Here is a 22,168-nt window from a genome sequence, read left to right on the forward strand (position 1 = left end):
AACTTCCGGCTCAAAGAACAGCCGGTGCAAGGGACGTTACACCAGCTGGTCTGTAGAGAAAATTTGAAGACGGTGCTCAGTATCCGCCAGGGCGGCGTTCACCGACAATACGGCCTGAATAGGCATCGACCATGACGATGACGCGGCGGCCGTTCGGCCTTGTGGCGCGCACGAAATAGGTGTCGCGGTTAAGGCGCATGTCGCCGACATCATAGCCGCGGCGTTCCAGCGAGCGTGCGATACGACGCGGTCCCATGATGTCGCGACGACCATAATCGTCGCCCCAGCCCGGGCGGCGATCCGGGCCACCATCCCAATCAGGGCGTGGACCCGGATATGGACGCGGCGGACGATAGCCGTCATCATCGTAATATTGAATCTGAACGCGCAGGCCGCTATCGGCTGCAAGGGTGGGTGTCGCAATCCCTGTCGCGACGGTAGCAAGTGCGGCAAAAGCGAGAACAGCTTTTCTCATAACCGTGATCCTTTAATGAACCCGCTTTGCAGCAGGCATGGTGGGACATTAGCCCCAAGCGGCTGAACGCTCGCCAAAGATGATGTTCATTTTGGGTTCATCGTGCGGCGAATCCCCCAAAATGTAGGCCCCTATTGATCAGGAGTTATTACGCGGCGTGACAGCCCGTGTTTCGCAAGCTTCGCGCGCACGCGGCCTTGAAATGAAAAAGAACCATTCCCAAATGAGTTTTGCGGTCGCCTGGAAGGGGCCGCCGGCATCAAGGAATTCGCCATAAGGGAGTTTCGCCGCCGTGTATGGTCCCGAATGCGCTCAGCGCTCTTCGGAACAGATCATGCTGAAACAAGCATCATGTCGCTCTAAAGGAGGGCTAATACATGCGTCACGTAGATTTTTCCCCGCTCTATCGTTCCACGGTCGGTTTCGATCGGCTCTTCTCCATGCTTGATACGCTCGCTTCGCCGGAAGGTAACCAGTCCTATCCGCCGTATAATATCGAGCGCACGGGTGAGAACACCTATCGCATCACCATGGCGGTCGCGGGCTTTTCCGAAAGTGAACTCGAAATCGAAGCGCATCGCAACCTGCTGACGATCAAGGGTCAGAAGGCGGATGAAAATGCTTCCGATATCGGTGAAGTTCTCTATCGTGGTATCGCCTCACGTGCTTTCGAGCGCCGTTTCCAGCTTGCCGACTTCGTTGAAGTCGCCGGTGCGAGCCTCAAGAACGGTCTCCTGCACATCGATCTCAAGCGCGAGATTCCAGAACAGATGAAACCGCGCAAGATCGAAGTTGCCAAGGCTGGCTCCGACAGCGCTCAGCAGATCGAGGCGAAAACCGCGCATTAAGCTTGGTTGAGAATGAATAAGAAAAGGCGGTGCTTGAAGCGCCGCCTTTTTCATTTTGACAGATACGAAAGAGCGTCAGGCGATCAAGTCGGCGAACCGGTCGACATCTTCTTCCGTGTTGGCGAAGCTCGTCACAAAGCGGGCGAAAATTTCGCCGTCGCTGATGCGGTTCACTTCCGAATGCGGCGGGTTCCAGTCGTAGAAAATCGCTCCGGCATTGCGCAGACGATCATAGACCGACTGTTTCATGATGGCGAAGACCTCATTGGCTTCCGGCTTCCAGGCAAGGCGCATCTGGCTCGACGCATTGATATGACCGGCGAGGCGCGCGGCGAGCGCATTGGAGTGGCGTGCCAGTTCCAGCCAGAGATCGTCTCGCAGGTAAGCATCGAATTGCGCTGCTACAAAGCGTGTCTTGGAAAAGAGCTGTGCTGCGCGTTTGCGGATGAACGGTAGGTCCTTGGCGCGGGCCGGGTCCATGAAGACCAATGCTTCGGCGCACCAGCAGCCGTTTTTCGTACCACCGAAGGAAACGATGTCCACGCCCTGTTTCCAGGTCATTTCGGCTGGTGTCATGTCCAGCGAAACAAGCGCATTGGCAAAGCGTGCGCCGTCCATATGCAGTGGCAGACCGGCATCGCGGCAGATCTTGGAAATGGTGGCGATATGTTCGGGCTGGTAGAGCGTACCAACTTCGGTCGCCTGCGTGATGCTGACGGCCATGGGCTGCCCAGCATGAACGAAAGCCGGATTGAACCGCTTCAGTTCGCGCTTGAGAAGTTCGGGGTCGATGCGGCCATGCGCGCCGTCAATCGGATGCAGACGTGCGCCGCCGGTGAAATATTCAGGCGCGCCGCATTCATCCTCGATGACGTGCGCTTCGCGATGCACCAGCGAAACGCCGCCCGGACGGTTGACGCTGGCCAGCGCCAGCGAGTTGGCGGCCGTTCCGGTGCCGACGAAAAAGACGGCCACTTCGCGCTCGAACAATTCGTTGAAGCGCTGCTCGACGCGCTTGTCGAGTTCGCTTGCGCCATAGGCTGCCGCAAAACCTGCAGCATGCAACGAAAGGCTCTCGGCGATTTTCGGGTGGGCGCCTGCCCAATTGTCTGACGCAAAATGCACGTGTTCCTCCAGATGGGTTGAATGGGCTGTCGCACAGTCGATGTTTCTATAACCTGTCTGACAGAAGCGGTTAAGGTCCGGCTTGCGCGAAAAATGTCATCAACATGCCTATTTTTTAGGCATTCAAGGGGCAGGCAAAAGCGCGCCAAACTGACGCAATGGCCACTAAACGCAATTAAAATCCAGTAAAATCACAGCTTTTGATATTTTATTACGGAAGCTGCTGAGAAAAATTGCGTTTCCATCTTGTGAGGCAATTTGAATTCTGTCATACGTAATTAGGACAGCAATGCTGTCCAATTAAACGCTGATGCAGACGGAAGCGACACAACGCTCTCCGAAAAGTTTCAGAAAGAGGCGCCGTACTGGCAGGCACATAGCCTGGCGGTAACAGGCGCCCCGACCGCGACAGGAGGAATTCTAGTGCGCCATTTTCTGGTGGGCTGAGTGTCGTCTGTCCAAGCCTGATGAGAATAAGGCGCTAAACATCGTTCCTCGCACCGGCTTTGCCGCTCGCCCGGGACCTCGTCCAACGCCTTGTCGATAAGGCTTCCTTTATACGTAAAGCAACGGCGGGATGGTTGTCACACCATCTCGGTATATACTGATCGCGCACCTCATGATGAGGGCCAAACGGAGGGAATGACGATGACGCATTTGACGCCATCTGTATCGAATGTGGTTTCTCACAACGTACAGAACGGAACGGTCAAAGCTGCGACGACCGCTCCCAACCGAACGACGCGAAAAACGACAGCGGCGGGTTTGCCCGCAGCGCAAGGACTTTACGATCCGCGCAACGAACATGATGCGTGCGGCGTTGGCTTTATTGCGCATATGAAGGGCAAGAAGTCGCATCAGGTCGTTGAAAACGGCCTCAAGATGCTGGAAAACCTCACCCATCGTGGTGCGGTTGGTGCCGACCCGCTGATGGGCGATGGCGCCGGCATTCTCGTGCAGATTCCGGATCGCTTCTTCCGCGAGGAAATGGCGCGCCAGGGCATCGATCTGCCGCAGCCCGGTCATTACGGCGTCGGCTATCTGTTCATGCCGCGCGATCCAGAATTGCGTGCCCATATTGAAGAGATCGTCAAGGAAGTCATCGCTGCCGAAGGCCAGACCTTTATCGGCCTGCGCGAAGTGCCTGTCGACAATTCGTCCCTTTCCAAGGCGCCGGATATTGCCGCAACCGAACCGTTTCACGTTCAGGTCTTCATCGGACGCAATCCGATGCTGGAGACGGATGACGATTTCGAGCGTCGCCTGTTCGTTCTGCGCAAGGTCATTTCCAACCGCATCTATCAGGAAAATGACGGCGACGATAAGGGCTTCTATGTCGTGTCCATGTCGGCGCGTACGGTTGTCTACAAGGGCATGTTCCTCGCTTATCAGGTCGGTGCTTATTATCAGGATCTGAAAGACCTGCGTTTCGAAAGCGCGGTGGCGCTGGTGCATCAGCGCTTCTCCACCAACACCTTCCCGTCCTGGCGTCTGGCGCACCCATACCGCATGGTTGCGCATAACGGCGAAATCAACACGCTGCGCGGTAACGTCAACTGGATGGCTGCACGTCAGGCTTCGGTGGACTCGGAACTGTTCGGCAACGACATTTCCAAGCTCTGGCCGATTTCCTACGAAGGCCAGTCGGACACGGCTTGCTTCGACAATGCGCTCGAATTCCTGCACCAGGGCGGCTACAGCCTTGCCCATGCGATGATGATGCTGATCCCGGAAGCATGGTCAGGCAACAAGCTGATGTCGGATGAACGCCGCGCGTTCTATGAATATCATGCAGCACTGATGGAACCATGGGACGGTCCGGCAGCGGTGGCTTTCACGGACGGTCGCCAGATTGGCGCGACGCTCGACCGCAACGGCCTGCGTCCGGCGCGCTATATCGTGACGGACGATGATTTCGTCATTCTGGCTTCGGAAGCCGGTGTTTTGCCGGTCGAGGAAAAGAAAGTCGTCAAGAAGTGGCGTCTCCAGCCAGGCCGCATGCTGCTGATCGATATGGAAGAGGGCCGCATCGTTTCGGACGAGGAAATCAAGTCCCAGATCGCGCAAAAGCACCCTTACAAGCAGTGGCTCGCCAACACACAGCTCATTCTGGAAGACCTCAATCCGGTCGAACCACGTGCGCTGCGCAAGGATGTGAGCCTTCTCGACCGGCAGCAGAGCTTCGGCTACACGCAGGAAGATACCAAGCTGTTGATGTCGCCCATGGCCACGACCGGTCAGGAAGCCATCGGTTCGATGGGTACGGATACGCCGATTTCGGCCATGTCCGACAAGTCGAAGATGCTGTTCACCTATTTCAAGCAGAACTTCGCGCAGGTCACCAACCCGCCGATCGATCCGATCCGCGAAGAACTGGTGATGAGCCTTGTCTCGTTCATCGGCCCGCGTCCGAATATTTTCGACCTTGTCGGCACGTCACGCCGCAAGCGTCTGGAAGTGCGCCAGCCGATCCTGACCAATGGCGATCTGGAAAAGATTCGTTCCATCGGCCACACGGAAGACCGCTTCGACACCAAGACGCTCGACATCACCTACAATACGGGTGAAGGGGCAGCCGGTATGCACGGCGCCATCGAACGCCTTTGTGACCGTGCCGAAGCGGCTGTTCACGGTGGCTACAACATCGTCATCCTGTCGGATCGTCAGGTTGGTCCGGATCGTATTCCGATCCCGGCTCTTCTGGCGACGGCAGCCGTGCACCATCACCTGATCCGCAAGGGCCTGCGCACTTCGGTAGGTCTGGTGGTGGAATCGGGCGAGCCGCGCGAAATACATCATTTCTGCTGCCTCGCTGGCTACGGTGCCGAGGCGATTAATCCTTATCTCGCCTTCGACACGCTGCTCGACATGCATCGCCGTCGCGAGTTCCCGCCGGAAGTGGACGAGGATGAAGTGGTCAAGCGCTACATCAAGTCCATCGGCAAGGGCATGCTCAAGGTCATGTCCAAGATGGGCATCTCGACCTATCAGTCCTATTGCGGCGCGCAAATTTTCGATGCCGTCGGTTTGCAGACGGGCTTTGTCGACAAGTTCTTCTTCGGCACGGCAACGAGTATTGAAGGCGTTGGTCTCGATGAAATCGCGGAAGAAACCGTACGTCGCCACACCGACGCTTTCGGCAGCGATCCGGTTCTCCTGACCTCGCTGGAAGTTGGCGGTGAATATGCCTACCGTATGCGCGGCGAGGCCCACCTGTGGTCGCCGGATGCAGTCGCCAGACTGCAGCATGCAGTGCGCACCTCCAACCCGGAGACCTTCACTGAATATACACGCATGCTCGACTCCAAGTCGGCGCAGGCAAAGACCATTCGCGGCCTGTTCAATATTCGTTTCGCCGAAGAGCGCGGCCTGAAGCCGGTTTCCATCGATGAGGTCGAACCGGCGACGGAAATCGTCAAGCGTTTCTCGACAGGGGCAATGTCGTTCGGCTCAATCTCCAGAGAAGCCCACACAACGCTGGCCCGCGCCATGAACGCGATTGGCGGCAAATCGAACACCGGCGAGGGTGGTGAGGAGCCGGATCGCTTCTATCCACTGCCGGATGGCAAGCCGAACCCGGAACGCTCTGCCATCAAGCAGGTGGCTTCTGGCCGTTTCGGTGTGACGACGGAATATCTGGTCAACTCCGATCTGATCCAGATCAAGGTTGCGCAGGGTGCAAAGCCGGGTGAAGGCGGTCAGCTGCCGGGACACAAGGTCGATGCGACCATCGCCAAGACCCGTCACTCAACGCCGGGAGTCGGCCTCATTTCGCCGCCGCCGCACCATGACATCTACTCGATCGAAGATCTGGCGCAGCTGATCTACGACCTGAAGAACGTCAATCCTGCTGCCGATATCTCGGTCAAGCTGGTGTCGGAAGTGGGTGTGGGCACGGTTGCTGCCGGTGTTGCCAAGGCGCGTGCCGACCATATCACCGTGTCGGGTTATGATGGCGGTACGGGCGCTTCGCCGCTTACCTCGCTGAAACATGCCGGAAGTCCCTGGGAAATTGGCCTTGCCGAAACCCACCAGACGCTGGTGCTGAACGGGCTTCGCTCCCGCGTGGCATTGCAGGTCGATGGCGGCTTGCGCACCGGTCGCGACGTCATTATTGGCGCGCTGCTCGGTGCGGATGAGTTCGGTTTCTCGACCGCTCCGCTGATTGCTGCCGGTTGCATCATGATGCGCAAGTGTCATCTGAACACCTGCCCGGTGGGCGTGGCAACGCAGGACCCGGTTCTGCGCAAGCGCTTCAAGGGGACGCCGGAACACGTCATCAATTTCTTCTTCTATCTGGCGGAAGAGGTGCGTGCCTTGCTTGCCGAGATGGGCTTCACCAAGCTGGAACAGATTATCGGCGAGACCGAGTTTCTGGAAAAGCAGGCCATGATCGACCATTGGAAAGCCAAGGGTCTCGATTTCAGCCGCATCTTCTACAAGCCTGAAGCCGAGAAGCACGAAATCTACTGGACCGAGCGTCAGCATCACCCGATTGAGGATGTCCTTGATCGCAAGCTGATTGCCGAGGCTATGCCCGCACTGGAAGACCGCCAGCCGGTCAAGATCGACATCGATATCAAGAATGTCGACCGTTCTGCCGGTGCGATGCTTTCCGGCGAAGTTGCCAAGCGCTTCCGCCACAAGGGTCTGCCGGAAGACACCATCGCCGTTACGCTCCGCGGTACGGCTGGCCAGTCTTTCGGTGCGTTCCTGGCGCGCGGCGTCTCGTTCGAGCTGATCGGCGATGGCAACGACTATGTCGGCAAGGGCCTTTCGGGTGGCCGCATCGTCATCCGTCCACCGGAAGACACGCGTATCGTTGCCGAGGACTCCATCATCGTCGGCAATACCGTGCTCTACGGTGCGCTTGAAGGCGAGTGCTACTTCCGCGGCGTTGCAGGCGAACGTTTCGCCGTCCGCAACTCCGGCGCGGTTACGGTTGTCGAAGGCGTGGGCGACCACGGCTGCGAATACATGACCGGCGGTGTCGTCGTGGTTATCGGTCAGACGGGTCGCAACTTTGCGGCCGGTATGTCGGGCGGCGTCGCCTACGTGCTTGACGAGGAAGGCGATTTCGCCCAGCGCTGCAACATGGCGATGGTCGAACTGGAACCGGTTCCGGAAGAAGACGACATCCTCGAAAAGCTGCATCACCATGGCGGCGACCTCATGCACAAGGGCCGTGTGGACGTTTCGGCCAACATGACCCATCATGACGAGGAACGTCTGGTGCAGCTGATCGCCAATCATCTGCATTACACCGGCTCGACGCGGGCGAAAGATATTCTCGACAATTGGGAGAGCTATCGTCCCAAATTCGTGAAAGTCATGCCGGTCGAATACCGCCGTGCTCTGGAAGACATGGAGCGTATGCGGATCGGTGTCGCGGCTGAATAGGACATGATCCTGAAAAGTGGAACCCGGCCTTTGGGTCGGGTGCCCTTAGCCACATGAGAGATAACAACGCCCTTGCATGCCAGCGCATTGGAAGATGATGCGGCAGACAGGGCAACTTCCGGCAAAGCCGACCACGCGCTGGTCGCAGGCCGAGGGGAGTAAGAGAATGGGTAAGGTAACTGGTTTTCTTGAAATTGACCGGCAGGTAGCGAAGTACCAGCCAGCGTCGGATCGTATCCGTCACTTCCGGGAATTCACCATTCCGATGACGGATGGCGAAGTGCAGAAGCAGGCGGCGCGCTGCATGGATTGCGGCATTCCGTTCTGCCATGGCCCGACGGGCTGTCCGGTGCATAACCAGATCCCGGACTGGAACGATCTCGTCTATAACAACAATTGGGATCAGGCGATCCGCAACCTGCATCTGACCAACAATTTCCCGGAATTCACGGGTCGCGTTTGCCCGGCCCCTTGCGAGGAAGCCTGCACGCTGAACCTCGAGGATACGCCGGTTGCGATCAAGACGGTCGAGCAGGCATTGGGCGACAAGGCCTATGAGCTCGGCCATATCGTGCCGCAGCCAGCCGCCAACAAGACGGGCAAGTCGGTTGCCATCATCGGCTCTGGCCCGGCTGGCCTTGCCGCTGCGCAGCAGCTGGCCCGTGCTGGTCACATGGTTGATGTTTATGAGCGCGAAAGCCGCCCCGGCGGTCTGTTGCGTTACGGCATTCCTGATTTCAAGATGGAAAAGCACCTCATCGACCGCCGCGTCGCGCAGATGGAAGGCGAGGGCGTTCGCTTCCTGTGCGGTGTGAACATCGGCGTCGACAAGCCGTTGCGCGGTCTCCTCGATACCTATGATGCCGTGCTTTACAGCGGTGGCTCGGAAACGCCGCGCCCGGCGGGTATTCCGGGTGCAGATTTTGAAGGCGTGCATGATGCCATGCCTTATCTGGTTCAGCAGAACCGCCGCGTCGGGCGCGAAAATATCGAATCCGTTGCCTGGACTTCGGCTCCGATCCTGGCAGGCGGCAAGCATGTCGTTGTGGTCGGCGGTGGCGATACCGCCTCGGACTGCGTGGGCACGGCGTTCCGTCAGGGCGCGGTCAATGTCACTCAGCTTGATATTCGTCCGCAGCCGCCGGAAAAGGAAGACAAGCTCAGCGTCTGGCCTTATTGGGCGACCAAGATGCGTACCTCTTCCAGCCAGGCGGAAGGTGCTTCCCGCGAGTTTCAGGTGGCAACGCTGGAGTTCATCGGCGAAGACGGCCGCCTCACCCATGTGAAGTGCTGTCAGGTTGATGAAAAGCGCAAGCCGATTGCCGGAACGGAATTCTTCATCAAGGCCGATCTGGCCTTCATCGCAATCGGTTTTGCCGGACCGGCAGAAGACAGCGTGGTCAAGGAACTGGGCGAAAAGCTCGACATCGTGACCGACCGTCGCGGCTCCAAGTCGGTCAAGGCCAATGAGCGTGACTACCGCACCAATGTCGACAAGCTCTATGCAGCCGGTGATGTGCGCCGCGGCCAGTCGCTGGTTGTCTGGGCAATCCGCGAAGGCCGTCAGGCAGCGCACGCCATCGATGCTGATTTGATGGGTAGTTCCGTTCTACCGCGCTAAGAGAGACCCAAAGAAATGAAAAGCCCGCCAGATTGGCGGGCTTTTTGTTTTTAGCCTTGGCTGCGTCGCGACTTCATCACCAGATACGCGACGGCGAGAAGCACGAACCAGAGCGGCGTGACTTTCAGCGCGGCTGCAGTGTCCGGCTCTTGCGCCAGCGCCCAGAGAATGAAGGCGAAGAAAGCGAAGACCATCACGACGGCTGCGCGTCCGCCGGGCATCTTGAATGTGGACTTTTCATGCAGGTCCGGGCGCTTGCGGCGATATTGCAGGTAAGACGCCAGAATGATCGACCAGATGAAGATGAAGAGCAGCGCCGAAATCGTCGTGACGATGGTGAAGGCTTCGATGATGCTTTGGCCAGCATAAAGCAGAACCACGCCTGCGAGCAGGAAAACGCACGAGAAGAACAGCGAATTGACCGGTACTTGCCGCTTGTTGAGTTTGGCGAGCGCTTTCGGCGCGAGTTTGGAAGTGGCAAGGCCGTAGATCATGCGCGAGGTCGAGTAGATGCCGGAATTTGCGCTCGACGTTGCTGAAGTCAGCACGACGAAATTCACGACATGGGCTGCGATGCCGAGACCGGCGAGCGAGAACATGGCGACGAACGGGCTCGAATTCGGGTCGACCTGATCCCACGGAATGACGGTGATGATGACGAACAGCGCACCGAGATAGAACAGTACCACGCGGATCGGGATGGAATTGATTGCCTTGGGCAGATTGCGCTCCGGGTCCTTGGTTTCAGCGGCGGCGGTGCCAACGAGCTCGATGCCAACGAAGGCGAAAACCGCGATCTGGAAACCGGCAACGAAGCCGAGGAAGCCATTAGGGAAGAACCCGCCATGGTTCCACAGATGGGCGACCGATGCCTGACTTCCATTCGGAAGCGTAAAGCCGGTCGAGAGCATATACACGCCCGCGATGATCAGCCCGACAATGGCGACGATCTTGATGAGGGCAAACCAGAATTCGATTTCACCGAAATTGCGCACGGTCGGCAGATTGAGCGCCAGAAGCGTGAAGATCAGTCCGAGCGCCGGTATCCAGAGCGCCAGTTCCGGGAACCAGAACGAGACGTAGCCCGAAACGGCAACCACGTCGGCCACACCGGTCACAATCCAGCAAAGCCAATAGGTCCAGCCGGTGAAGAACTGTGCCCACGGCCCTAGGTAATCGCCTGCGAAATCCGCAAAGGAGCGATATTCGAGATTGGACAGCAGGATTTCGCCCAATGCGCGCATGACGAAGAACAGCATGAAGCCGATCACGGCATAAACCAGCAGGATCGACGGGCCTGCCAGCGAAATGGTCTTGCCCGAACCCATGAAAAGGCCGGTGCCGATGGCGCCGCCAATGGCGATCAGCTGCAGGTGTCGGTTGGACAGATTGCGTGCAAGATGGGGTTCCTCCTCCCGATGTGGATCGACAGAAGGCTTTGATGCGATATTCATTCAAACGCCTCTTGTTTCTGGCGGACGCTGGAAACTACTCCCGCTCGCGCGAGGAAAAGCGCCCTTCCTGTCCAGCCTTTTCAGGCAGACGGCGCCTTCTGATAGACGATGCGAACGCTCCTGTGAACAGCGCAGAATGTAGCAATTAGAATCATATCGGATAGAGAAAGGCGCGGACTATCAATCAGCTGATAGCTCAATCCTATTGAGGAGCGGCAATAATTTAGGGATTTGAGCTCTTTTGTGGCCAGGAAAAGTCGTCCGCTCGTCCGGGTGAAGGTTTGCTCTCAGTCCGGGCTGGCCGTGTGGCTTGCGGACGCGCTGTGATGTTGCCACCAAGCAAAACGCCGCTTTCGTCCTTATCAACGTCCCGAATGCTGACCGGTGCCACGCGATCAACCGGCTTGGACGGGTCATGCGTGCCTGCCGCGGGCAGGGGCTGGTCCTCTTCCTTTGCACCGCCGAGATAGGCGCGAAGCGGCTTTTCCGCATAGAAGGCGAGCTTGCGCTTGCCTGCCGAAGTTATGTTGATGCCGTCATTGCCGCGCAGACGCGCGGTCTGACCGTTAATATCGAAGCCGGTCTGGGTGAAATTACCATCCTCATCGACAAAACCATCCCAGACATCGGCAAATTTTCCGCCCGCCTTCTCGGTGGCGGTGCGATAGATTTCATTGAGCGCCAGCATATCTTGCGACATGCCTTTCGGGCGAAAGGGTGGCTGCCCTATCCACACCAGAGGAAAATGCTTGTCGTTGATCACCTTGATGAAGGCGGCGACGCGCTTTTGATATTCTTCATTCCATTCCGGGGATCGGGCTGGCAGACTTAAGCCTTTCTCGGTGATTGCCTGTCTGTCGTTGGAACCGATCATCACGACGACAGCAGCCGGTTTCTCCTCGTCCAGTATCTTGCCGATATTGTCGGGCCAGTCGAAATGATCGTTGCGCACAAAGCCGGAGGAGCCATTTATCCGGGTTACAACCTGAAGATCGGGGTCCGACGCGAAAGCAACATCAAGGCCTTCGGCCAGACCGTTGCCGATGAAATCACCGACAACAAGAACCTTTTTGGCATCTGGCTTTTTCTCGACGAACTCGACTGCCGGGGTCGCAGCCGGTGGTGGCGTCGGTCGTGAAGCGGGAGAGGTGGTCTTGGGCCGCTTCGCCTTTGGCCGGGCGCGTTGTGGAGCGGGCTGCTGATATTGGCGCTGTGGCTGTGCCTGCCGCGAGCCGAACAAGAGATCGAAAAGCGTGCGCGGACGTTCCTGTGCAGAAGCCGTGACGATGCCTGAGAACAGCAGAGCTGCGACTGCCAGCAGGACGCCAGCAGCGTTCACCATTCGTCTCCCAATCCGATTTTCGCGCATCAGTCTTGCCTTCATGGCCTGTATATTAGCTTGGCTGTTTGGAAAAACAAAATGGGGCGCACTTGATCAGAAGCGCGCCCCATTTGATAATTTAACCCGACAGTCTAGCGACGGCGCAGGACCGACAGAACTTCCTTGCTCGGATGACCGTCCGGCTGAAGTCCGTTGCGCTGCTGGAAGGCTTCGATTGCCGCCCGCGAAGTGGAGCCGATCTTGCCATCGATATTGCCGTCATAATAGCCGAGCGCTTTCAGATGCGTTTGCAATTCCTGCCTCTCGTCCATGGTAATCGGCGTGAATGGGCGATTCCAGTCCTGACGAAGTCCCTGATAGCCGCCGATGCGGTCGGCAAGCAGGCCGACAGCAAGTGCGTATTTGTCGGCGTTGTTATAGCGCTTCAAGACGAAGAAATTCTTTGTCATCAGGAAGGCGGGCCCCTGACGGCCATCCGGCACTTTCAGTGTTGCTTTTTCGCTCGGATCGGGGAAGGCGCGTCCGTTGGCACGAACGAGACCGATCTTCTGCCATTCGGCAATCGAGAGTGAGCCGGAAGGGAACTTGCGTCCTTGCGGCAGTGCTACTTCGTAACCCCAGCTACGGCCTGGCTGCCAGCCATTGCGATGCAGGAGGTTGGCCGCTGTGCCCAGCGCATCTGGGATCGAATTCCAGATGTCACGCTTGCCATTGCCATCCATATCGACGGCATAAGCCTGATAGCTCGTCGGGATGAACTGTGTGTGGCCGAGCGCACCGGCCCAGGAACCGGAAAGATGGCCGCGGTCAATATCGCCGGTCTGGAGAATCTTCATTGCAGCAATCAGCTGTGTGCGGCCATATTTGGCGCGACGCTGGTCTGCATAGGCAAGCGTTGCCAGCGAACGGACGGCATCGCGCATGACGTCATCACGCTTGAGAATTTCGCCGTAATTGCTCTCCATCGACCAGATGGCGAGCAGGATATTGCGATCGACCGAGAAACGCTGTTCGATGCGCTGGAGCCACGGACCCCATTTGCGCGCCATGTTCTGGCCGACCGAAACGGAATGTTCGTTCACGCGGTTATCGACGTAGTTCCAGACCGGTTCGGTGAATTCGGGCTGATAGCGGGCCTTCTGCAGCACGACCGGGTCTGGCGCATCCACGCCGCGAAATGCGCGGTCGAACGTGGAAGGCGAAACACCTGCATTTATGGCGACAGGGCGAAAACTGGCGACCCATTGGCGAAATTTCGCATCAGCCAGTGCGGAACCGGTCGTCAGCGTTGAGGCGAGCACAGCTATCGCAACCGTTGCAGCTGCTTTCAGCTTCATCGTCTGGCCCACCGTGAATGGAAATCGCAGCATTCTGTGTTTCCCTTCTGCAATCAAATTTAGCCGATACCGGCGCGTTTCCCTTCGACCTGGATTCTGCCCGCTCCGGATTGCATTATTCAATTAATACCATCCTGTGTTGAATTTGAGCCAGCAGAAAATTCCGGATCGAACCGTTGAACGTTCAATTTAGAACCTGTCGGTTAGCAATTGGTTTACCATCGCGGCCTTGCTTTAAAATTCGCTAAAGTTTCGAAAAATTTTTGAATCAAGCAACATTAAGGTCGGGTCATTGAATGTGATGGGATGGGTCACGCAATTTCGTCGTTCTTTAATGAAAAGGCCTTATTTGAAATTCAGTCGTTTCAATGCTTTGATAGTAAATCTGAAATAGTGAAATCGAGGAGAGGAATGAGTTCGATCCGAAAAATTCGCAAGGCCGTGTTCCCTGTTGCAGGTCTTGGCACCCGCTTCCTGCCCGCCACCAAATCCATCCCCAAAGAAATGCTGACGGTCGTCGACAAGCCCGTCATTCAGTATGTGGTCGATGAGGCGCGCGAAGCTGGTATCGAACATCTGATTTTCGTCACCGGGCGCAACAAGGCGGTCATCGAAGACTATTTCGATGCGCAGGTTGAGCTTTATTCCACGCTCGCAGAGCGCGGCAAGAAGGCGGAACTGGAGCATCTTCAGGATATCCAGCCGCAGCCGGGAACGACAAGCTTCACCCGCCAGCAGGTGCCGCTCGGTCTTGGCCATGCAGTCTGGTGCGCTCGTGAGCTCGTCGGTGATGAACCCTTCGCTCTCCTGCTGCCAGATATGGTCATGCAGTCGAAGAAGGGCTGCCTGAAGGAGATGGTCGAGCTTTACGAAAAGACCGGCGGCAACGTCATCGCCGTGCAGGAATGCGACCCGGAAGAAGCGCATAAATACGGTATCGTCGGCAAGGGCGAAGCCATCGGCAGCGGTTTCGAAATCACGCAGATGGTTGAAAAACCTGCCAAGGGCACGGCGCCTTCCAATCTTTACATCAATGGTCGCTATATCCTGCAGCCGGAAATCTTCGAACTTCTGAGCAAGCAGGAAAAGGGCGCTGGCAACGAAATCCAGTTGACGGATGCCATGCTGAAGCTTGCCGACGCACAGAAATTCTTCGGCTTCGATTATCAGGGCCTGACATTCGACTGCGGCTCCAAGGCTGGTTTCATTGAAGCCAACGTTGCCTTTGCGTTGTGGCGCAACGACATTCGGCCTTCCGTCGAAAGCTCGATCGGCAATCTGCTGAACACCATCAAACCAGCCTGATATAACCAGTCAAATCTCTGGTCACGCCCCCTGCAAAGGGGGCGTTTTTTTATGGTCGCGGGTATTATTTCCGTGAAACTTGCTTTTTTTGACAATGACAATAGGCTTTTGGCCTAGTACGTACCCAAAAAAGTGTGAAACATCTTTTGGGTGCAATCGGTCAAACAGGTTCCTCCCCCTCATAAGGAATAAAGCATGCAGGAATTCCAGCAGACGATGGGTGCAGGCGCGCTCATCTCGATCGCGGTGGGCGCTGTTCTATTATTGCTTTTGCTCATCATCCGGTTTCGTGTCCATGCCTTCGTAGCGCTTATAATCGTCAGCCTCTTGACGGCGCTCGCGACCGGCATCCCGGCAGGCAATATTCTGACGACAATCACTTCCGCCTTCGGGTCAACCCTTGGCGGGGTGGCACTTCTGGTCGGTCTTGGCGCAATGCTGGGCCGGTTGCTTGAAATATCCGGTGGCGCACAGGCACTGGCCGACGATCTCATCCGACGGTTCGGCGAAAAGCGCGCGCCTATGGCGCTTGGCATCGCGTCGCTCATCTTCGGCTTCCCTATCTTTTTCGATGCGGGATTGGTCGTGATGCTTCCCGTGGTCTTCACCGTCGCACGGCGCCTTAAAGGAAGCTTGCTTCTCTACGGTATTCCGGTCGCAGCGGCCTTTTCGGTGATGCACGTTTTCGTGCCGCCGCATCCGGGCCCGGTGGCCGCATCCGAGCTTCTGGGTGCAGATGTGGGGCTTCTCATCCTCGTCGGGATCGTGGTCGTCATACCTGTCTGGTTCATTGCCGGGCACCTTTTTGGTGCATGGATCGGCAAGAAGATCGTACTTCCGATCCCCGATAGTTTTGATGCCGGGAAAAACGGAGAAGAAGCTGTCAATCCTCCGAGTTCCGGCTTGGTCATGTTGCTGCTTCTGCTGCCGCTGGTTCTGATCTTCATCAATACGGGGCTCGATTTTGCCCGCGCGCAAGGCTGGGTCAGTGCCGATGCAAACTGGTATCAGCTGGCGCGAATGATCGGATCGACGCCGGTTGCTCTCCTGATTTCAGTGCTGGTGGCATCCTATGTGCTCGGGCCACGGCGCGGCAGAGATGCAGCCAGCGTCGAACGCATTCTCGATTCGGCGCTCGGTCCGGTGTGTTCCATCATCCTGATTACGGGCGCAGGCGGCATGTTTGGCGGTGTTCTGCGTGCTTCCGGCATTGGCGACGCCTTGTCAAATGCGTTCGCCGATACAGGACTGCCTGTCATCGTGGCAGGCTTCCTGATCGCAACGATTTTGCGCGTAGCACAGGGGTCGGCAACGGTAGCGCTGATAACGGCTGCCGGGCTTATCCAGCCTGCCGTTCAGGCTGCCGGATATCACGGACTTGAGACCGCCGCGGTGGTGATCGCCCTTGCTGCTGGGTCGGTCATGCTCTCCCACGTCAACGATTCCGGTTTCTGGCTCGTCGGTCGTTTCTTCAATATGGACGTCAAGACAACGCTGAAAACCTGGACGGTTCTGGAAACCCTTATCGGGCTTCTGGGCTTCGGCATGGCGTGTATTCTGTTCTGGCTCGCTTAAACTCACGATAATACGGCATCCCGAAAGGGGTGCTGTCCTATCTCCACACTAGAGCATTTCCTGTTTTGATTGAATCATTGGAAATGCTCTATCTGTTGTTTTCAATCATGTCTTTATCCGAAGCCGGTTCCCGCTTTCGGGAGACATGCTCTAACGCTGCACCTTCACGCCGAGATAGACGCTGTCGGCGGTATATTCGCGATCGGAAATCTTGCTTGTCAGGAATTCGTGACGCAGGCGCGCATCCAGCCCGACAAACCGGTTGATCCAGTAGGTTGCCCCGATCTGCGCACCGATCGTGTAGTCGGTTCCGGTGCCATCCTTGTTCTGCCGGATATTCGCGTCGAGCCTGCCATTGAGGCTCAGGTCTGAACGTATGCGGTGCGTCACATCGAGGCTGGCAAAATGCAGGAGCGACCCTGCAATGCCGGGCGTGGTCGAAGTATCGACCATTGTCTGCGCATAGAGGGTTACATCGTTTCCGCGTAGCGGTGACCAGTTGAGCGCTGCATTGATCGACGGTCCGCTGATGTCGCCAAGACGAGAATCATCGCTGTTGGCGCGCATGTAACCGGCGGCGAATTCGCCGTTCAGCTTTTCGCCCATATCCAGCATCATACCGCCACGCAGGGCAAATTGTGATCCGCTGCGTTCATAGCCGTTGCTGTCTACCTTCTCGTCGAAGATGCGCTTGCCCAGCTCAACTTCAGTGAAGGGCTTGATTGCCGGGGACAAGCTGAAACCGCCGCGCAGCGTAATGCTGGCATAGGTGTTGTCGCGATCCTTCTGGCTGACCGTGCCGCCGGAGGACAATTCCGCATCGCCATAAATATTGTGCTCGACCCGTCCGGTTGCGCTGCCGAAGATCAGGCCCATGTCTCGTTCGACGCCGAGGCTTCCATTGAGTGTGTGAACCAGAGGCCGTTGCAATGCGCCGACGACCCCGTTCGGGCTTGACGCGCTTTCGCGGCGCAGCCGATAGCCTGCGCCAGTGTTGACGGTCGTCTGATCACCGAGATCGAAACGCAGTTTGCCCTGAATATCGACCTGCGGTTCGGAAACGTCTTCGCCCGAAATGGACTTGGCCCATGTGCCCGAAGCATCGAGTGTTGCCTGATGGCGCGCCCAGTCCGACTGTGCATTGAGCCGCAACGTGGTTTCGTTGAGAACGGCGCTGGAACCGCTTGCGCTGTTGTCGCCGTTGGTCGTGACACGGATACCCTGTTCCAGCGACGGTCGCAGGATAAACGAACCGGTGCGAATGCCGACCGGCGCGAACGGATCGGCTTCCTGCGTGGAGCTGCGCCCCTGCTCGGGCGATTGCCGGAGATTTTCGCGCTGTGCCCGGCCCGTTTCGTCGCTTGCGTCGGTATCGACCGAGCCAACACGAATATTGTCGGGTCGAAGCGGCTGACGGTCCTGCGGCACGGGAACGGTCGGAGCGGTTTGTGTTGTGGTGGTCGGGTCTGCCGCTGTCGTGTTTTCAGGCGGAGTATAACTGTCGTCGGTCGTCTCGCTGGTGCCGTCATCATATCCGGGGGCGGCAAGCCCACGATTTGCGAGCGTTTCCGGCGAGGAGGCTGAAAGCACGTCCTCGGCAACGCTTCCGCGCAGATAGGCTTCCTGAGCAAATGCAGAACCATGACAGATTGCTATCGCCACGCCCGACAAAAACAGGCATTGCAGCCTGCGGGCAATGGGCGTCGAACCGCCAGAAGGGGTCTTGGCAAATAGCATGTCGTGTTTTCAAACCGTCGCAACGTGGTAGATGAACGGTAAAGGCACATGGTTAATTCTTGGTTGCTGCGGCTGAATTCATGGCGATGCTCGCTGCACAAATGTTTGGACAACCGACTGTGAAAAAGTTAACCCTTGCCGCCATGGAAAAGCTCGATCAGATCATCCCTCCGGCAGATGCGGAAGCGACTATTGCTTCGGCGCTGCGCACCATAAAGACCGAAAATGCGGGCCTCGCAGCGCTTGAAGAAGCGCTGAATGACGGCCTTTCCGGCCCCTTTGTCGAAGCGGTGAAGCGTATCGTCGCCTCGCGCGGACGTCTGGTCGTTACGGGCGTCGGCAAGAGCGGCCATATCGGCTCCAAGCTCGCTGCTACTTTTGCCTCGACCGGTACTTCGGCATTCTTCGTTCATTCGGCGGAAGCCAATCACGGCGATCTCGGCATGATCGACCGCGACGATGTTATTTTGGCCATTTCATGGTCGGGTGAAACGGCAGAATTGAAGGGGATCGTCAATTATTCGCAGCGCTTCCGCATTCCATTGATCGCGATCACCTCACGTGAGGATTCTGCGCTTGGTCGTGCTGCGGATGTCGTGCTGCTCTTGCCGAAAACTGCCGAGGCCTGCCCGCATGGTCTGGCACCCACGACCTCAACCATGATGCAGCTTGCCATCGGTGATGCGCTGGCAATAGCACTTCTGGAAGCGCGCGGCTTCACCCCGAGTGACTTCAAGACATTTCATCCCGGTGGTTCGTTGGGGGCAAGTCTTATCCATATCCGCGATATCATGCATCGCGGCGAACGCCTCCCGCTGGTGGAAGTGGGCACCTCTCTGCCGGACGCGATGAAGGTTCTGGCGCAGAAGAGTTTTGGGTGTGTTGTGGTTGTCGACGGTGGTGGTGATCTGGCAGGCATCGTCACAGACGGCGATATATCGCGCAATCTGAGCCGAAACCTTGCGGCTTTGGCGGTTGACGACGTCATGACACGCAAGCCCAAGACGGTTGACCAGAACATGCTGGCGACGGCAGCACTCAACACCATCAATGAAAATCACATCGGCGCACTGATCGTCACCGAGGCCGGACGCCCGATCGGCTTGTGCATTTCCACGACCTGCTGCGGATCGGCGCTGCTTGATAGAGTATTGAGGCATTATATTTTGTAGGGCAGACATATTGCCCTACTGCCTTATTCTGCCACTTCAATCTCCAGCGAGACCGGATCAAAAGCCACAACGCGGACTTCTGTTCCGGTTGGCAGATCAGGGCCCTTCACGCGCCACATCGTATCGTTGATACGGATACGCCCGCGACCATTGATGATCGGTTCGGTCAATGTCGCGCGCTGGCCGACCAGCTGTTCACCGCGGCGATTGAGTAAGGGCTCGTCTGCATCGGTGCTGCGTGAGCCAAAAAAGCGACGCCCCACCAGCACGAAAATGACGGCCAGAACCAGAAACACAACCGTCTGAAACTGCCAGCCAAACCCTGTCGTCGAAGACAAGAGAAAGGCGAGCGCACCGGTTACAAGTGCTGCAAGCCCGAACCAGATGAAGAAGAAGCCGGGCGCCGAGATTTCCAGAATGAGCAGGATCAGCCCGAAAACGAGCCAGTTCCATATGCCAAGGCCGGACAGAAATTCGATAATCATGGCGCCCTCTCTTCTTTTTTGAGCAGCTTTAGCGCCCTGCGGAGGGAACGCTGCGCGGGCGGGAAGGGGTCGGCGGCTGCGGTGCCGGGTCTACCGGCCTGCTGCCATCACCAAAGACTTCCTTGGCAATTGCACCAATGCCGCCGAGCGAGCCGATAAGGGCACTCGCCTCAAGCGGCATCAGCACGACCTTTTGGTTCTTGGCGCTGGCAATATTGCTGAGAGCTTCCGTATATTTCTGTGCAACGAAGTAGTTAAGCGCCTGTACATTGCCGTTGGCAACGGCATCGGAAACCATGGTGGTGGCTTTCGCTTCGGCTTCCGCGAGGCGCTCGCGTGCCTCTGCCTCGCGCTTGGCCGCTTCCAGCTTGCCTTCAGCTTCGAGAATCTGTGACTGCTTCTGACCCTCGGCGCGCAAAATCTGCGCGTTGCGGTCGCCCTCGGCTTCAAGAACCTGCGCGCGCTTGTCACGCTCTGCCTTCATCTGGCGCGCCATCGAGGTGACGATATCTTCCGGCGGATTGATATCCTTGATTTCCACGCGGGTCATTTTGAGGCCCCACGGATGGGCAGCTTCGTCGACGACTCGTAACAGACGATCATTGATGGCATCGCGGTTCGACAGCAGCTCGTCGAGATCCATCGAACCCATGACGGTACGGATGTTGGTCATCGTAAGATTGAGGATCGCATATTGCAGGTTCGCGACCTGATAGGCTGCCTGTGCTGCGTTCAGCACCTGATAGAAAGCCACGCCGTCAACGCCGACAATGGCGTTGTCACGGGTGATGACCTCCTGCGTCGGCACATCAAGCACCTGCTCCATCATGTTGAGGCGCGCGCCGATACGGTCAAAAAATGGCACGATCAGATTGAGGCCGGGATTGAGGGTGCGCGTATAGCGTCCGAACCGCTCGACTGTGTAGTTGAACCCCTGCGGCACGGTCTTGATACCGGCAAACAGCGTTGCCAGAACCAGTGCGGCCAGAATGAGCAGCGTGATATCGAAACCGGTCATTGATTGTTTCCCTTTTAAGGCATTAAGGCAGTAGGGCAATATGACAATAGATGCTTTAGCGCGGCAAACATACTGCCCTAATCGCCTATTGCCTTACACCCATCCCTGCAATTCGCGGCGCACCAGTGTCTCGATGACCTTCATGCCGTCTTCGCTGTCGTTGAGACAAGGAATATGGCTGAAATTCTCGCCGCCGTTTTCCATAAATTCTTCAGCAGCCTCATTGCCGATCTCGTCAACTGTTTCCAGACAGTCGGCCACGAAACCCGGATTGAGAACGGCCATCGACTTGACCCCGTGCTTGGCCAGTTCTTCCACCGTTTCGTCGGTATAAGGCTGGAGCCATTCTTCCGGGCCGAAGCGCGACTGGAATGTGGAACGAAACTGGCTGTCATCAAGGCCCAGCCGGGCCTGCAGCAGGCGCGATGTTTCAAGACATTGCTGGCGGTAGGGGTCGCCCTTGTCCGAATAGCTTTTCGGAATGCCATGATAGGATGCGAGGACCACTTCCGGCTTGAAGGAAAGTGTTTCCAGATGTTTCTCGATGGAGCGGGCCAGTGCTTCGATGTAAACGGGTTCCGTCTCGTAAGACGGGACGATGCGCACCGCTGGCTGGAAGCGCTTTTTCATGAGCGCTTCGAAGAACTTGTCGTTCACCGTCGCGGTCGTCGTTGCCGAATATTGCGGATAGAGGGGGAACATGACGATCCGCTCGCAACCTTGCTGCAGCAGACGGTCGGTCACGCTTTCAATGGAGGGCTGGCCATAGCGCATTGCCCAGTCCACGACCACATTCGGATAGTCGGCAAGCGCCTTGGCAAGCTTCTCGCCCTGCGCGCGCGTATAGGTCCGCAGCGGAGATTCGTTTTTCTCGCGGTTCCAGATGCGGTCGTAAAGCTTGCCGGAACGCTTCGGGCGAGTGTTGAGAACGATGCCGTAAAGGATCGGATACCAGATAAGACGCGGCCATTCGATGACGCGGCGATCCGAGAGAAACTCGGCCAGATAGCGGCGCATCGGGCCGTAACTCGTGCCATCCGGTGTGCCGAGATTGACCAGCAGAACACCGACCTTGGGCAGTTTTGCCTGCACCTCAGTTTTGGTTGTCTGGCTGGGCTTCTCCTGCACTTTATCCATCTCACTCATCTTCCGACTCCTGTTCAGCCGGAAAACTAGAGAAAAAAAGACAAATTACAATCCTGACAATTGCCGCTGGCGCAATTCTATCGGCGCGAATGTTTTTCGCGCCGTAAATATCTGAAACTTACGCAAGA

14 protein-coding genes and 1 pseudogene are annotated in these 22,168 nt (G+C 57.2%); 6 read left to right on the forward strand and 9 right to left on the reverse strand.

Features of this window, described 5'->3' with window-relative positions; all coding sequences use genetic code 11:
• Positions 1–76: 76 nt before the first annotated feature.
• Positions 77–475 (reverse strand): hypothetical protein, encoded by a 399-nt coding sequence (locus tag LJ361_RS12060; RefSeq protein WP_010660659.1) that lies wholly within the window; start codon positions 473–475, stop codon positions 77–79.
• 377 nt (positions 476–852) lie between these two features.
• Here LJ361_RS12060 and LJ361_RS12065 point away from each other — a divergent pair, with 377 nt between their 5' ends.
• Positions 853–1,323, forward strand: coding sequence for an Hsp20 family protein (locus tag LJ361_RS12065; RefSeq protein ID WP_010660660.1), 471 nt, complete (start codon positions 853–855; stop codon positions 1,321–1,323).
• 75 nt (positions 1,324–1,398) lie between these two features.
• On the opposite strand, the gene LJ361_RS12070 is transcribed toward LJ361_RS12065, so the two are convergent.
• Entirely contained in the window at positions 1,399–2,448 is a 1,050-nt protein-coding gene (locus LJ361_RS12070) for a threonine aldolase family protein (protein WP_043062000.1), read from the reverse strand.
• A gap of 648 nt (positions 2,449–3,096) precedes the next feature.
• Here LJ361_RS12070 and gltB point away from each other — a divergent pair.
• Positions 3,097–7,848, forward strand: coding sequence for a glutamate synthase large subunit (gene gltB / locus LJ361_RS12075; protein WP_264811608.1), 4,752 nt, complete (start codon positions 3,097–3,099; stop codon positions 7,846–7,848).
• Positions 7,849–8,014: 166 nt separating this feature from the next.
• Positions 8,015–9,469 (forward strand): glutamate synthase subunit beta, encoded by a 1,455-nt coding sequence (locus tag LJ361_RS12080; RefSeq protein WP_010660663.1) that lies wholly within the window; start codon positions 8,015–8,017, stop codon positions 9,467–9,469.
• A gap of 50 nt (positions 9,470–9,519) precedes the next feature.
• Here LJ361_RS12080 and cycA read toward each other — a convergent pair whose 3' ends face one another.
• The 3 genes from cycA to LJ361_RS12095 all read right to left on the reverse strand — a co-directional run bounded on the left by cycA (position 9,520) and on the right by LJ361_RS12095 (position 13,635).
• Positions 9,520–10,923, reverse strand: coding sequence for a D-serine/D-alanine/glycine transporter (gene cycA / locus LJ361_RS12085; protein WP_010660664.1), 1,404 nt, complete (start codon positions 10,921–10,923; stop codon positions 9,520–9,522).
• Positions 10,924–11,146: 223 nt separating this feature from the next.
• On the reverse strand, positions 11,147–12,292 hold the full coding sequence (locus tag LJ361_RS12090; protein WP_029929777.1) for a DUF459 domain-containing protein: 1,146 nt from the start codon (positions 12,290–12,292) through the stop codon (positions 11,147–11,149).
• A 104-nt stretch (positions 12,293–12,396) separates the two neighbouring features.
• Complete coding sequence (locus LJ361_RS12095) at positions 12,397–13,635, reverse strand: lytic murein transglycosylase (RefSeq protein WP_012093563.1); 1,239 nt, start codon at positions 13,633–13,635, stop codon at positions 12,397–12,399.
• Positions 13,636–14,013: 378 nt separating this feature from the next.
• Between LJ361_RS12095 and galU the strand changes: the two genes are divergently transcribed.
• Together galU and LJ361_RS12105 are read left to right on the forward strand one after the other, a co-directional pair.
• Complete coding sequence (gene galU, locus LJ361_RS12100) at positions 14,014–14,907, forward strand: UTP--glucose-1-phosphate uridylyltransferase GalU (RefSeq protein ID WP_012093562.1); 894 nt, start codon at positions 14,014–14,016, stop codon at positions 14,905–14,907.
• Positions 14,908–15,102: 195 nt separating this feature from the next.
• On the forward strand, positions 15,103–16,482 hold the full coding sequence (locus tag LJ361_RS12105; protein WP_010660668.1) for a GntP family permease: 1,380 nt from the start codon (positions 15,103–15,105) through the stop codon (positions 16,480–16,482).
• A 150-nt stretch (positions 16,483–16,632) separates the two neighbouring features.
• On the opposite strand, the gene LJ361_RS12110 is transcribed toward LJ361_RS12105, so the two are convergent.
• Positions 16,633–18,219: an outer membrane beta-barrel protein gene (locus LJ361_RS12110; protein WP_264811609.1), complete on the reverse strand. Its 1,587-nt coding sequence runs from the start codon at positions 18,217–18,219 to the stop codon at positions 16,633–16,635.
• A gap of 143 nt (positions 18,220–18,362) precedes the next feature.
• Here LJ361_RS12110 and LJ361_RS12115 point away from each other — a divergent pair.
• Positions 18,363–19,363, forward strand: a pseudogene (locus LJ361_RS12115) (KpsF/GutQ family sugar-phosphate isomerase).
• A 51-nt stretch (positions 19,364–19,414) separates the two neighbouring features.
• On the opposite strand, the gene LJ361_RS12120 reads toward LJ361_RS12115, so the two are convergent.
• The 3 genes from LJ361_RS12120 to hemH form a co-directional block, all read right to left on the reverse strand.
• Positions 19,415–19,876 carry an NfeD family protein gene (locus LJ361_RS12120; RefSeq protein ID WP_010660671.1) on the reverse strand — a complete coding sequence of 154 codons (462 nt, stop codon included), beginning with the start codon at positions 19,874–19,876 and terminating at the stop codon, positions 19,415–19,417.
• Between the two features lie 28 nt (positions 19,877–19,904).
• A complete protein-coding gene (locus LJ361_RS12125; RefSeq protein ID WP_010660672.1) occupies positions 19,905–20,894 on the reverse strand; it encodes an SPFH domain-containing protein in 990 nt (329 codons plus the stop codon).
• 93 nt (positions 20,895–20,987) lie between these two features.
• Positions 20,988–22,040 carry a ferrochelatase gene (gene hemH, locus LJ361_RS12130; RefSeq protein WP_029376175.1) on the reverse strand — a complete coding sequence of 351 codons (1,053 nt, stop codon included), beginning with the start codon at positions 22,038–22,040 and terminating at the stop codon, positions 20,988–20,990.
• Positions 22,041–22,168: the final 128 nt, after the last annotated feature.

The sequence above is a fragment of the Brucella sp. JSBI001 genome, assembly GCF_026014005.1.
GTDB lineage: Bacteria > Pseudomonadota > Alphaproteobacteria > Rhizobiales > Rhizobiaceae > Brucella > Brucella anthropi.